The sequence below is a fragment of the Micromonospora sicca genome, assembly GCF_003172935.1.
In the GTDB taxonomy this organism is placed as follows: Bacteria; Actinomycetota; Actinomycetes; order Mycobacteriales; family Micromonosporaceae; genus Micromonospora; species Micromonospora sicca.
In genome coordinates, this window is sequence record NZ_QGKS01000280.1 from 1 (window position 1) to 12599 (window position 12599).

At 74.8% G+C, this 12599-nt stretch carries 11 protein-coding genes; 6 read left to right on the top strand and 5 right to left on the bottom strand.

Going from position 1 to position 12599, the window contains the following annotated elements; genetic code table 11:
- From DKT69_RS22695 to DKT69_RS22710, 4 genes are all read left to right on the top strand, one after another.
- The coding region (locus tag DKT69_RS22695) for an NYN domain-containing protein (protein WP_109803528.1) at nt 1-1356 on the top strand (1356 nt) is incomplete at its 5' end.
- Between the two features lie 145 nt (nt 1357-1501).
- The gene (locus DKT69_RS22700; RefSeq protein ID WP_236648171.1) at nt 1502-1759 is read left to right on the top strand and encodes a hypothetical protein; all 258 of its coding nucleotides are present in this window, start codon (nt 1502-1504) and stop codon (nt 1757-1759) included.
- Between the two features lie 63 nt (nt 1760-1822).
- Nucleotides 1823-3082 carry a M48 family metallopeptidase gene (locus tag DKT69_RS22705; protein ID WP_109803530.1) on the top strand — a complete coding sequence of 420 codons (1260 nt, stop codon included), beginning with the start codon at nt 1823-1825 and terminating at the stop codon, nt 3080-3082.
- Entirely contained in the window at nt 3079-4203 is a 1125-nt protein-coding gene (locus tag DKT69_RS22710) for a glycosyltransferase family 4 protein (RefSeq protein ID WP_109803531.1), read from the top strand. Before DKT69_RS22705 ends, DKT69_RS22710 begins: the two co-directional genes overlap by 4 nt.
- A gap of 52 nt (nt 4204-4255) precedes the next feature.
- Here the strand turns inward: DKT69_RS22710 and DKT69_RS22715 are convergent, their stop codons facing one another.
- The 5 genes from DKT69_RS22715 to DKT69_RS22735 all read right to left on the bottom strand — a co-directional run bounded on the left by DKT69_RS22715 (nt 4256) and on the right by DKT69_RS22735 (nt 11206).
- Nucleotides 4256-5923 carry a putative bifunctional diguanylate cyclase/phosphodiesterase gene (locus DKT69_RS22715; protein ID WP_109803553.1) on the bottom strand — a complete coding sequence of 556 codons (1668 nt, stop codon included), beginning with the start codon at nt 5921-5923 and terminating at the stop codon, nt 4256-4258.
- 82 nt (nt 5924-6005) lie between these two features.
- Nucleotides 6006-6818 (bottom strand): SAM-dependent methyltransferase, encoded by an 813-nt coding sequence (locus DKT69_RS22720; RefSeq protein WP_109803532.1) that lies wholly within the window; start codon nt 6816-6818, stop codon nt 6006-6008.
- Nucleotides 6819-7018: 200 nt separating this feature from the next.
- Nucleotides 7019-7687 (bottom strand): response regulator transcription factor, encoded by a 669-nt coding sequence (locus DKT69_RS22725; protein ID WP_007072219.1) that lies wholly within the window; start codon nt 7685-7687, stop codon nt 7019-7021.
- A 7-nt stretch (nt 7688-7694) separates the two neighbouring features.
- Nucleotides 7695-9386 (bottom strand): GAF domain-containing sensor histidine kinase, encoded by a 1692-nt coding sequence (locus DKT69_RS22730; protein ID WP_109803533.1) that lies wholly within the window; start codon nt 9384-9386, stop codon nt 7695-7697.
- Between the two features lie 14 nt (nt 9387-9400).
- Complete coding sequence (locus tag DKT69_RS22735; protein ID WP_109803554.1) at nt 9401-11206, bottom strand: AMP-dependent synthetase/ligase; 1806 nt, start codon at nt 11204-11206, stop codon at nt 9401-9403.
- A gap of 187 nt (nt 11207-11393) precedes the next feature.
- On the opposite strand from DKT69_RS22735, the gene DKT69_RS22740 reads away from it, so the two are divergent.
- Complete coding sequence (locus tag DKT69_RS22740; protein WP_109803534.1) at nt 11394-11849, top strand: SRPBCC family protein; 456 nt, start codon at nt 11394-11396, stop codon at nt 11847-11849.
- Nucleotides 11850-11889: 40 nt separating this feature from the next.
- Nucleotides 11890-12564 carry a hypothetical protein gene (locus DKT69_RS22745; RefSeq protein WP_109803555.1) on the top strand — a complete coding sequence of 225 codons (675 nt, stop codon included), beginning with the start codon at nt 11890-11892 and terminating at the stop codon, nt 12562-12564.
- Nucleotides 12565-12599 lie beyond the last annotated feature (35 nt).

A 12599-nucleotide genomic window follows, 5' to 3' on the forward strand; every position in this document is an offset into this window, starting at 1 on the left:
CCGCCGGAGACCGGGCCCGCCCCGCCGGAGACCGAGCCCGCTGCGGCGGAGCCCGAGCCGACCCTGCCCGAGCCGGTCCGGCAGCGGATCGTGGCGCTCACCGCCGCGGTGCTGCCGGCGATGCCCACCGACGAGGTGCCGGTTCCGCTGCGCCGGGTGGCCAAGTTCGCCCCCAACCGCCGGGCCCGGCTGGGCGCGCCCGCGATCGCCGCCCAGCTCACCGCCGACCCGCTGTTCCGGCAGCGGGTCACCGCGCGGGTGCTGACCGACGCCGGCGACCTCGGCGCCGCCGTGGTCGAGGGGACCGCCCCGGCCGCCGCCGACCCGGTGGAGGTGGCCGCCCTGGCGTACCTCGCCCGGCCGCGCGGCTGGCGGGAGCTGATCGAGGCGAGCGGCGCCGCGGTCCGGGCCGAGGCGGACAGCGCGGTGGTGGCCGAGCTGGTCCGCGAGGCCGAGCAGCGGGCCACCCGCGCCGAGCACGACCGGGCGGTGGCCCGGGTCGAGGCCGAGAAGCTCCGCGACGAGCTGGCCCGGGTCCGGGAGGAGCTGGGCCAGCTCCGCGAGGAGTCCCGACAGCTCAGCCGCACGCTGCGCGAGACCCAGGCCCGGGAGCGGCGGGCCAACGAGCTGCTCGCCACCGAGCGCGGCCGGGCCACGCGGGCCGCCGCGGACGCGGAGGCGGAGCTGCGCCGGGCCCGGGCCCGGCTGGCCGAGGCGGAGTCGGCGGCGGGAGCGGCCCGGGCCACCGCCAAGGAGGCGCGTTCGGTCGACGAGGCCCGGCTCTGGCTGCTGCTGGAGACGATCGGCCAGGCGGCCGTCGGGCTGCGCCGCGAGCTGGCTCTGGACCCGGTCGAGAAGCTGCCGGCCGACTTCGTCGCGGACGCCTTCGCCGACCCGTCGGCCACCACCCCGGCCGGCACCGCCGCCCGGGCCCGGGACACCGACGACCCGGCCCGGCTGGATCAGCTGCTCGCCCTGCCCCGGGCCCACCTGGTCGTCGACGGCTACAACGTGACCAAGCGCGGCTTCGGCGAGATGTCCCTGGAGCAGCAGCGCAAGCGGCTGATCACCGGCCTGGGCGGGATCGCCGCGCAGACCGGGGACGAGATCACCGTGGTCTTCGACGGGGCCGAGCGGATGCACGGCCTGCCGCCCACGCCGCGGGGGGTGCGGGTGCTCTTCTCCCGCAAGGGCGAGACCGCCGACGAGCTGATCCGCCGGCTGGTCCGCGCCGAACCCACCGGTCGGCCGGTGGTGGTGATCTCCTCCGACCGCGAGGTCGCCGACGGGGTACGCCGGCACGGCGCGTATCCGCTCGGCGCGGACTCGCTGCTGCGCCGGCTGGCCCGGTCCTGACGACGCTTGATCGGTTTCGGGATGGCTGCGACCTCGTTGTCCGTTTCTGTCACACCCCTCGCCTAGCGTCGACGTGACCGACGGTGGTCGGGCGGCCACGACCGGGCGTCCGCCCGCCGCCGCCGTGACGCGTCAGGAGGCGTTCATGCTCATCGACTGCGACAGGTGCGGGATCCGGGGGGCGGGTTGTTCCGGCTGCCTGGTGACCGCGCTGCTCGACACCGGCGCGCCGGCCGCCGACCTCGGCGCCGCCGAGCACCGGGCGATCGAGGTGTTCGCCCGCGCCGGCTTCGAGGTGGAGGTGCTGCCGCCGCCATCGGCCGCCCGGCCCCGCTCGGTGGGCGCGGGCGGCGGACGGTCGCGGCGCCGACGCCCGGGCCGGCCGGAGCGCGGCGGGCAATAGGATGAGCGATCACGGCGGGAGGAGCGGCATGATTCGGGTACGGCGCGACAACAGGACGCGGCGGTGAGCCCGCGCGGCTGGGCGGTGCTGACCCTGGCCGGGCTGGCCGTCGCGCTGGTCGTCACGGCGGCCCTGCTGATCCCCTGGAGTCGACCCCCCGCGCCCCGCGCCGACCAGCTCGCCGCGCTGCGCTCCCTCCCGGTCGACCAGGTGACCCGTGGCCGGGCCTTCCACGCCGCGCTGCGCCCCGGCGGGTACGGCGCGCTGGCCGTCGGCCTGGCGGTGGCCCTCCTGCTCGGGCTGACCCCGCTCGGCAGCAGCTTGGTGGAGCTGGCCGGCCGGCCGCTCGGCGGCCACTGGGTGGCCCGGGCGGTGCTCGGCGGGCTGGCCGTGATGCTCCTCGCCGACCTGCTCACCCTGCCCTTCGCCGCCTGGCGGCAGACCGTGCTGGTCCGCTACGGGCTGAGCACCCAGGGCTGGAGCGGCTGGGCCGTCGACCTGCTCAAGTCGTACGCGGTCAGCGCGGTGATCGGCGGGCTCGCGCTGCTCGGCTTCTACACCGTGGTCCGGCTCGCGCCGCGCTGGTGGTGGGCGTTCGGGGCAGCCGGCGCGGCCGGGCTGGTGGTGCTGCTGTCGTTCGTGCTCCCGGTGCTGGTCGAGCCGGTGTTCAACCGGTTCACCCCGATGGAGCCGGGCCCGCTGCGCAGCGAGCTGATCAGCATGGCCGCCCGGGACGGTGTGCCGGTGCGCGACGTGCTGGTCGCCGACGCGTCCCGGCGGACGAAGGCCGTCAACGCGTACGTCTCGGGGCTGGGGCCGACCCGGCGGGTGGTGGTCTACGACACCCTGCTGCGCGAGGCGACCCCGGCCGAGGTGACCAGCGTGGTCGCGCACGAGCTGGGGCACGCGAAGGACCGGGACGTCTGGGTCGGCACCCTGACCGGGGCGCTGGGCGCCGCCGCCGCGGTGGTCGCGCTCTACCTGATCGGTTCCTGGGCGCCGCTGCTGCGGCTGGCCGGGGTGGACTCCGTGGCCGAGCCGCGCGCCTTCCCGCTGCTGATCGCGCTGGTCACGGTCGTCGGGCTGGTCGCCGCGCCGGTCCAGGCGCTGGTCTCCCGCCGGGTGGAGGCCCGGGCCGACGCGCATGCGCTCGCCCTGACCGGCGATCCTTCGACCTTCGAGGCGATGCAGCGGCGGCTGGCCGGGGTGAACCTGGCCGACCCCGACCCGCCCCGCTGGGAGTACCTCTGGTCGGCCTCGCATCCGTCCACCGTGGAGCGGATGGCCGCCGCCCGCGCCTACGCCAGGGAGAGCGGCCGATGAGCCGGACGTTGCTGGTCACCAACGACTTCCCGCCGCGCCCCGGCGGCATCCAGTCCTTCGTGCACCACCTGGCGGTGCGCCAGCCCGCCGGCTCGGTGGTGGTGTACGCGTCGAGCTGGCGGGGGGCCGAGAAGTTCGACGCCGACCAGCCCTTCGAGGTGGTCCGGGAACGCACCCGGGTGCTGCTGCCCACCCCGCTGGTGGCCCGGCGGGCGGCGAAGCTGGCCCGCGCGTACGACTGCGACACGGTCTGGTTCGGCGCGGCCGCCCCCCTCGGGCTGCTCGCGGCGGGGCTGCGCCGGCGGGCCGGCATCCGGCGGGCGGTGGCCCTGACCCACGGCCACGAGGTCGGCTGGGCGGCGCTGCCCGGCGCCCGGGCCGCGCTGCGCCGGATCGGCCGGGGCGTGGACGTCACCACGTACCTGGGGGAGTACACCCGGGTGCGGCTGGCCCGGGTGCTGGACGGGGTGACCGAGCTGCGCCGGCTGGCGCCGGGGGTGGACGTGGACACGTACCACCCGTCCGTGGACGGGGAGCCGGTCCGGATCCGGCTGGGCCTGGCCGACCGGCCGGTGGTGGTCTGCGTCTCCCGGCTGGTGCCGCGCAAGGGCCAGGACATGCTGATCCGGGCGATGCCGGAGATCCGCCGGCGGGTGCCCGACGCCGCGCTGCTGATCGTCGGCGGGGGTCCCTACCGGGCCGCGCTGGAGAAGCTGGCCCGGCACGCCGGCGTGGAGCGGGACGTGGTCTTCACCGGCTCGGTGCCGTCGGCGGAGCTGCCGGCGCACTACGCGGCCGGCGACGTGTACGCGATGCCGTGCCGCACCCGCAACCGGGGCCTGGACGTCGAGGGCCTGGGGATCGTCTACCTGGAGGCCAGCGCGACCGGCCTGCCGGTGGTGGCCGGCGACTCCGGCGGCGCGCCGGACGCGGTCCGCGAGGGGGAGACCGGCTACGTGGTCCGGGGTCGGGACGTCGCCCAGCTCGCCGACCGGGTGGCGACGCTGCTCGCCGACCGGGACCTGGCCCGCCAGCTCGGCGCGGCCGGTCGGGCCTGGGTGGAGCGGGAGTGGCGCTGGGAGACCCAGGCGCAACGGATGGCGGCCCTGCTCGCCGGCTGACCCGGCGGCCACCCACGCCGCCTGCTCCTCGGCCGGATCCGGCGTACCGGAATCAGGCCCACTGGGCGAGGAAGCGGTCGGCGGGGGCGGGGCGGCCGAAGTGCCAGCCCTGGCCGGCGTCGCAGCCGATCGCCCGCAGCCGGTCGGCCTGCTCGGCGGTCTCCACGCCCTCGGCGGTGACGGTCAGGTCCAGGGCGTGCGCCAGGGACACCAGCGAGGCGAGGATCCGCTCGTCGGTACGGCTGCCCGGGTCGGCGGCCGGGGCGCGCAGGCCGGCCACGAACTCGCCGGCCACCTTCAGCTCGGTCACCGGCAGGTCCCGCAGGTAGGCGAGGTTGCAGTAGCCGGTGCCGAAGTCGTCGATGGCGATCCGCACCCCCTGGTCGGCCAGCACCCGCAGGGCCCGTACCGGCTCCTCGGCGGTGCTCATCATGGTGCTCTCGGTGATCTCCAGCTGAAGCCGATCCGGGGGCAGCCCGGTCTGCCGGAGCACGCCCCGCACCTCCTGCACCAGGCCCGGGCGGTGCACCTGGCGGACGGCGAGGTTGACGCTGACGAACGGCGGGTCGTCGTGCCCCGCCGACCAGCCCTCCGCCTCCCGGCAGGCCTCGGCCAGCACCCAACCGCCGAGCCGGACGATCAACCCGGTCTCCTCGGCCAGCCCGATGAAGCTGTCCGGCCGGAGCACGCCCAGCTCGGGGTGGCGCCAGCGGACCAGTGCCTCCATGCCGAGCACCCGCCCGTTCCGCAGCGAGGTCAGGGGCTGGTAGTCCAGATAGAACTCGCCCCGGTCGAGGGCGGTGGGGATGGCCGCCGAGAGGGCGTACCGGGCCAGCTCGCGGCGGTTGCGGTCGGCGTCGAACAGGGCCCAGCGGGCGCCCCCGGCCGCCTTGGCCCAGTGCAGCGTGCTGTCGGCGGCCCGCATCAGCTCACCCGGCGAGGTGCCGGCCACCTGCCGTTCGACGATGCCGATGCTCGCCGACACGGTCAGCTCGTGGCCGTCCACCAGGGCCGGTTCGCTCACCACCGCGAGGGCCGCCTCGGCGACCTTGACGGCGTCGTCGGTGCAGGCGGTCCGCTCGACCAGGATCACGAACTCGTCCCCGCCGAGCCGGGCGACCAGGTGCTCGCCGAGGGCCCGGCGCAGCCGCTGCGCCACCGACACCAGCAGCGAGTCGCCGACCTGGTGGCCGAGGGAGTCGTTGACCACTTTGAACCGGTCCAGGTCCAGGAAGCAGACGCCCACCCGGTCGGCGCCCCGGCCCGGCTCGTCGATGGCGGCGGAGAGCCGTTCGGTGAACAGGGTGCGGTTGGGCAGCTCGGTGAGCGGGTCGTGGGTGGCCTGGTGCCGGAACCGGGCCTCGCTGTCCCGCAGCGCCCGTTCGGCCTGCGCCCGGGCCACCATCGCGGCCCGGCGGATGGACTCCTGTTCGTCCAGCGTCCGGTCGCGCAGGGCGCGGGCGTACCCGGTGGCCACGGTGGCCAGCAGCCGGGCCATCCGGTCCTCGACCTCGTCGGCGACCAGCCCGAGGTCGCGGACCAGGCGGAGCTGGATGACCTCCACGGTCCGGCCGAGCCCCTCCGCCGAGGCGATGTGCGCCGCCACCAGCTCGGCGCCGACCTGCTGACCGATCCGCAGGTCGAACGGCTCGGCCTGGATCGCCGCGGCCAGCCGCTCGGTGAGCCGTTGCAGCAGCGACTCCAGCTGGGCCTCGGTCATCGGCAGGTAGCTCGTCCCGGCGACCGCCTTGGCCCAGGCCCGGGCGAAGGTGCCGGGGCAGGAGCGGGCCCCGGCGGCCCCCTCACCCACCGAGACGCCCGACGCCGCCCATGAAGACCGCCTGTTCCGCGTTCTCCGCCTGCTCCGGGGACTCCGGCCGCCACTGCGGCACCCAGACCACGCCCGGGTCCACCAGCTCGAAGCCGTCGAAGAGCGCGGCCAGCTCGGCGCGGCTGCGAATCCAGAGCTGGTTGTCGGTGCGGCGGTAGACCCGCTCCGCCTCGGCCCGCTCCCCGGTCTCGCGGCGACCGTCGTCGCTGGCCTGCGACATCACCAGGTGGCTCCCGGGCGCCAGGGCCGCCCGCAGCGTCCGGAGGATCTCCTCCGGCCGGTCGGAGTCCGGGATGAAGTGCAGCACCGCCACGATCATCACCGCGACGGGCTGGGAGAAGTCCAGCAGCTTGGTGACCTCCGGATGACCCAGGATCGCCTCCGGCCGGCGGAGGTCCTCCTGGATGACCGTGGCCCGGTCGTTGCCGTGGAGAATCTCCCGGCTGTGCGCCACCGCCACCGGGTCGACGTCGACGTAGATCACCCGCGACTCCGGGTCGATCCGCTGGGCGATCTCGTGCACGTTGCCGACGGTGGGGATGCCGGAGCCGATGTCGAGGAACTGGCGCACCCCGGAGTCGGCCAGGAACTGCACCGCGCGGCGGAGGAAGGCCCGGTTGGCCTGGGCCATCAGCGGGGCCTCCGGTACGGCTTCCACCATGGCCCGGGCCGCCGCCCGGTCGGCGGCGAAGTTGTGCGAGCCGCCGAGGTAGTAGTCGTACATGCGGGCCACGCTGGGACGCTCGATGTCGATCGTGTCGGGTGCCCAGTCCGGCCGCTGCATGCCCTTGCCCCTTTTTGTCAACACCGCGTGAGTGCCACGGCCCGGTGGGCCACCCGGTATTCTGCCCGCCCGCTGTGGCGGTGCAAAGACCGCGGTCGCTGCGCGGTCGACCTTTGACCCTACGCAGCTGCAGCCGCCCGGAATGCCGGAGAGGCCCGGTCCGGGACGGACGCGGGCCTCTGCCGTGGGCTGTCGGAGCTTCAGAACTTGGGGGCGTCCGGGGCCTCCAGCAGACCGAGCCGCAGCGCGGTCATCAGCGCCTGGGCCCGGTTGGCCGCGCCCAGCTTCTCGTAGAGCTTCGAGATGTGCGTCTTGGCGGTCGACTCGCTGACGAAGAGCTGCTTGGCGATGCCCGCCACGCTCATGCCGTCGGCGAGCAGCCGCAGCACCTGGCCCTCGCGGGGGGAGAGCTGCGGGCCGGACGGGGCCAGCCGGCGCTTCATCGCCTCGGCCAGGTCGGCCGCGGTGAACGCGCTGGGGGAGGAGGCGGCGTGCCGGGCGGCCGCCACCACCTCGTCGGCCGGGGCAGTCTTCGGCACGAACGCGCTCGCCCCCGCCTCCAGGGCGCCGAAGAGCTGGTCGTCGCCGGCGTACATGGTGAGCACGACGATGCCCATCGACGCGCTGGACTTGCGGAGCGCTCGGGTGGCCTCCAGCCCGCTGCCGTCGGGCAGGCGCAGGTCCATGATCACCACGTCCGGCTGCAGCGCACCCGCCTGGCGTACGCCCTCCGCCGCCGTCGCGGCCTCGCCGACGACCTCGAACTGCCGGTCCCGCTCGAAGGCGTGCCGCAGACCCTTGCGGATCAGGTCGTGATCGTCGACAAGGAGGACCTTGGTACGGGTGGCCGGTGTCGGACTTGTGGTCATCCTCGGGTTACTCCCCTTCTGCTGCTGTGCTGCCGCGCACCTTATCGCGCCGGGGCGAGGAGCCAAGTACCACCGCCACGGTCGTGCCGCTGGGTTGCCGCGGCCTGATCTCCAACCGGCCCCGGATACGTTCCGCCCTCTCGGCCATGATCGCAAGACCATAGTGCCCGTCAGGGCGCTGGTCACCGATGCCGTGACCGTCATCCGACACTTCGATCTGAGCGTACGGGGGGTCCACCTCACAGGTGACCCACAAGTTGGCGGCCCCGGCGTGCTTGCGCGCGTTGGTGACCGCCTCCTGCGCGATCCGCAGCAGCTCGGCCTCCGTGGCGGCGGGCAACCGGGCGGTCGACTCGTCCAGCGACAGGTGCACCCGCAGGCCGCCGGACGCGCCCACGGTGCGGGCGTACTCGGCGATCGCGGCGGCCAGGCCGCCGTGCCGGTCCACCTCGCTGCGCAGCTCGAACAGGCTCAGCCGCAGCTCGGTGATCACCCGGGTCACCTCCTGACGGAGCGTCCGCAGCGACTCGGCGGTCTCCTCCGCGTCATCGTGCACCGTGGCGAGCGCGTTGTCGATGCCGTAGCCGACCATCACCAGCTCCTGGGCGACCCCGTCGTGGATTTCCCGGGCCAGCCGCTGCCGCTCCTCGTTGGTGGCCAGCGACCGCACCTCGTCGAAGAGCAGGGCGGCCTCCAGCCGCAGCGCCGCCGGCCCGGTCAGCGCGGTCACCCGGGCCACCACCGGCGGCGGGTAGGCGTGCCCGGCGTCCGCCTCCAGCACCACCAGGCCGACCGTCCGGACCCCGGCGACCAGCGGCACGATCAGCGCGGAGACCTCCCCGCCGCGGTGCGAGCGGGACTGGGAGCGGGCCGAGGTCTGCGCCTGCTGGCTGGCCCAGGCGTCCGCGATCGCCGAGTCCGCGTCGAGCGTGGTCTCCCAGTCGACCCGGTCCACACCGACCTGGGCGAGCACCACCAGCCGACCGCCGCCGCTGGCGGAGAGCACGGCGCCGCGGTCGGTCTTCGCCACCACCCGCAGCTCCTCCAGCAGGTGCTCGGAGATGCCACCCGGGTCGAGGGTGGCCCCGGGCAGCTGGCGGGCGACCGTACGGAGCTGGGTCAGTAGCCGGGTGGCCTCGGCGTACGGCTGCGGTTTGCCCTCGCCGCGGACCCGCATCACCCGCTGCAGGGTGCGGGCGGTGTAGAGGCCGAGCCCGGCGAGGATCAGCCACTGCGCGCAGACCGCGAGGTAGCCGGGCTGGGTGAGCTGGCGGCCGCCGTCGACCTCGGTGAGCGCGCCGGCGACCAGCAGGGTGGCTGCGGCGACCGCGAGCAGCGCGGCGCCCTCGGCGAACCGGCGGCGCAGCGCCGTCACGGTCACCGGCACGGCGAGGTACGGCAGCACGGCCGAGGCGCCCAGCCCGCCGGTCACGCCGGTGAAGTGGGTGTCGGCGGCGACCTGGCTGGCGGCCAGCCCGAGGACGACCACCTCGGCGAACCGGCTGAGCGGGCCGAGCAGCCGATGCTGGGGGGCGAGGACGGCCGGCAGCCCGGCGACGCCCAGCAGGGCTATCCACCAGAGCTGGGCGACGTCACGGGTGGCGAACAGGGTGAGGACGGCGACCAGCGCGAGCAGGACCCCGCGCGCGGCGACGGCGAGGGGTTGCGTCTGGGGCTGGCTGGGTGTGGAGGCGGGCACGTGACGGATCGTAGTCAGCCTTGGTAGATATCGGCGATCTCCGCCGCGTACGTCTTGTGCACGACCTGCCGCTTGACCTTCAGCGACGGGGTCAGCTCGCCCGTGGCCTCGGTGAAGTCCTGCGGCAGGATCCGGAAGACCTTGATCGCCTCGGCCTTGGAGACCGCCTGGTTGGCCTGGTCGACCGCGCTCTGCACCTCGGCTCGCAGCGCCTCGTCGTCCCGCAGCTCGGCGGCGCTGGCCGTCTCCGGCCGGTCGTGCGCGGCGAGCCACTTCGGCAGCGCCTCCTCGTCGATGGTGACCAGCGCCGCGATGAACGGCTGCCGGTCGCCGACCACCACGCACTGGCTGATCAGCGGGTGCGCGCGGACCTGGTCCTCCAGGACGGCCGGGGCGACGTTCTTGCCCCCGGCGGTCACGATGATCTCCTTCTTGCGGCCGGTGATGCTGAGGTAGCCGTCCTCGTCGAGCTGGCCCAGGTCGCCGGTGCGGAACCAGCCGTCGCTGGTCAGCGCCTCGGCGGTGGCCGTCTCGTTGTGCCAGTACCCCTGGAAGATCAGGTCGCCGGAGATCAGGATCTCGCCGTCGTCGTCGACCCGGACCGCGACGCCGGGCAGCGGACGGCCCACCGTGCCGATCTTCGTGCCGGTGGGCAGGTTCGCGGCGGCGGCGGGGGAGGTCTCGGTGAGGCCGTAGCCCTCGCAGACGGTCACGCCGATGCCGCGGAAGAAGTGCCCGAGCCGGGCGCCGAGCGGGGCGCCGCCGGAGATCGCGTCGCGACAGCGGCCGCCGAGGGCGGCCCGCAGCTTGCGGTAGACCAGCTTGTCGAAGAGCGCGTGCTGGGCGCGCAGGCCGAAGCTCGGCCCGTCGGCGGTCTCCAGCGCCTCGCTGTACGCGATGGCGACCTTCTCGGCCCGGTCGAAGATCTTGCCCTTGCCCTCCGCCTCGGCCTTCTGCCGGGCGCCGTTGTAGACCTTCTCGAAGACCCGGGGCACGGAGAGCACGAAGGTCGGCTTGAAGTCCTGCAGCTCGCCGACCAGGTTCTTGGTGTCGGCGCAGTGCGCCATGGTGGCCCGGGCCTGCACCACGCCGATCTGGATGAGCCGGGCGAAGGCGTGCGCGAGCGGCAGGAAGAGCAGGGTGGAGGCGCCCGGGCGGAACAGGTTCGGCAGCACCGGCACCGCGTTGGCGATGTCGGCGTACATGTTGCGGTGGGTGAGCACGCAGCCCTTGGGCCGGCCGGTGGTGCCGCTGGTGTAGATGATCGTCGCGATGTCGCCGGCCTTCACCGTCTTGCGGCGTACCTCGATCTCGGCCGCGTCGACCGACTCGCCGGCGGCGACCAGTTCGTCCACCCCGCCCAGCTCGATCTGCCAGACCTGGCGCAGCTCGGGCAGGCGGTCCCGGACGCCGGCGACCAGGGTGGCGTGGCCGGTGGACTCCACCACCGCGGCGACCGCGCCGGAGTCGGCGAGGATCCAGGCGGCCTGCTCGGCGCTGGAGGTCTCGTAGATCGGCACGGTGACCGCGCCGGCCGCCCAGATGGCGTAGTCGAGCAGGGTCCACTCGTAGCGGGTGCGGCTCATCAGGGCGACCCGGTCACCGGGGGAGATGCCGACGGCCACCAGTCCCCGGGCCACCGCGACCACCTCGTCGCGGAACTCCCGGCAGGTCACGTCCACCTGGCCCGCCGCTCCGGCCGGCGCCGGCCGGACGAACTGCACGGTGTCCGGGGCGACCTCGGCGTTGTCCCAGACCGGGTCGGTCAGGTTTGCCGCGTCGCCGACGGTGACGATAGGCGGAACGGAGAACTCGCGCACCTGCACTCCCTCGTGCTCGCACTGGCGGGCCGCCGTGGGTCGGCTCTGTCGAAACCTACCCGTCCACCTCGGGGGGTGAGGTAGGGAGGTTGCCCGCCCGGCTGGTGGGACGCCGGGCCCGCGCCGCCGTGGTGCGGCGTGGGGGTGGAGCGACGCGCGCGGGACCGCCGCCGGGTAGCCTCCCCCCATGGCGGACTCCTCCACCCAGTCGATCATCATCGACGCGCCACCGGACCAGGTGGCAACGGTCATCTGCGACTTCCCCAGCTACCCGGAGTGGACCGAAGCGGTGCGGCGGGCGGAGGTGGTCGAGGAGTACGAGGACGGGTACGCCAGCCAGGTCCGGTTCACCATCGACGCCGGCGTGCTGGCCGACGAGTACGTGCTGGCCTACGAGTACGCCGAGGACCTCTCCCGGATCGAGTGGCACCTGGTCGAGCCCTCGAAGATGCAGAAGGCCCAGCGCGGCTCGTACGACCTGGTCGGCAACCCGGACGGCACCACGACCGTGACGTACACGCTCGAGGTGGAGCTCTCCGTGGGCATGCTCGGCATGTTTCGGCGCAAGGCCGAGAAAATGATCATGGATACCGCGTTGAAGCAGCTCAAGCGCCGGGTAGAAGCACCCGGTGCGGCCCACTGACCCGACCGGCGACCCGGTCTGCACGGTAGAGGAGCCGACCATGGGGAGTACGGATCCGGGTTCGGCCCGGGAAGAGGCGGAACGGCTGGTCGCCATGCTGCTGGCGACCGCCCGGCTGGCCGGTTCGGCTCCGGGAGCCGGACCCTGGGGTCCGCTCGGTGGGATCCTTTCGGGTGTCCTCGGTCACAGTGCCGGTTTCGGCCGGACCGGCGGCGGGGACGGCGCGGCGTCCGGCGCCGGCTCCGGGCCCGCCGGTTTCGCCACCGGCTCGGCGGAATGCTGCATCTGCCCCGTCTGTCGAGGTATCGCCGCGTTGCGTGATCCGAGTCCCGAATTCGCCGAGCGGCTGGCAACCGGAGCGGGGGACCTGGCCGCGGGGGTGGCCAGCCTGCTGCGCGCCTTCGCCCCGGCCGAGCCCAGCCGCCCGGCCCCGGAGGGTGGCTCGACGGAGCCGGCCGCGGGAGCCGAGGCGAGAGACCACGTGTGGCGCGAGGCCACCCGTTCCGGGCATGATTCTCAGCCGGCACCCGAGCAGGACGTGTGGTCCGCCGCCACCCGGGGGGAGGGCGCGGCCGATCCGGGTCCCGTCGTGCCGCCCGCCGATGGTGCCGGGCCGGACGCGCCGGTGAAGACCCGGCGGCCGGCCGGCCGTCCCGTGGTGCCCGCCTCGCGGGCGTCCGGCGAGGTGGGCGACGCACCAGGCGACGGGGCCTGACCACCGGACATCCGGACCTTGTACGGCGGTTCGGG

What these genes read in the sequence shown, in the direction of transcription:
- DKT69_RS22745 (WP_109803555.1), top strand. Translation starts at nt 11,890, where the DNA reads ATGGGGAGTACGGATCCGGGTTCGGCCCGGGAAGAGGCGGAACGGCTG.
- DKT69_RS22740 (WP_109803534.1), top strand. Translation starts at nt 11,394, where the DNA reads ATGGCGGACTCCTCCACCCAGTCGATCATCATCGACGCGCCACCGGAC.
- DKT69_RS22710 (WP_109803531.1), top strand. Translation starts at nt 3,079, where the DNA reads ATGAGCCGGACGTTGCTGGTCACCAACGACTTCCCGCCGCGCCCCGGC.
- DKT69_RS22700 (WP_236648171.1), top strand. Translation starts at nt 1,502, where the DNA reads ATGCTCATCGACTGCGACAGGTGCGGGATCCGGGGGGCGGGTTGTTCC.
- DKT69_RS22715 (WP_109803553.1), bottom strand. Translation starts at nt 5,923, where the DNA reads ATGACCGAGGCCCAGCTGGAGTCGCTGCTGCAACGGCTCACCGAGCGG.
- DKT69_RS22725 (WP_007072219.1), bottom strand. Translation starts at nt 7,687, where the DNA reads ATGACCACAAGTCCGACACCGGCCACCCGTACCAAGGTCCTCCTTGTC.
- DKT69_RS22720 (WP_109803532.1), bottom strand. Translation starts at nt 6,818, where the DNA reads ATGCAGCGGCCGGACTGGGCACCCGACACGATCGACATCGAGCGTCCC.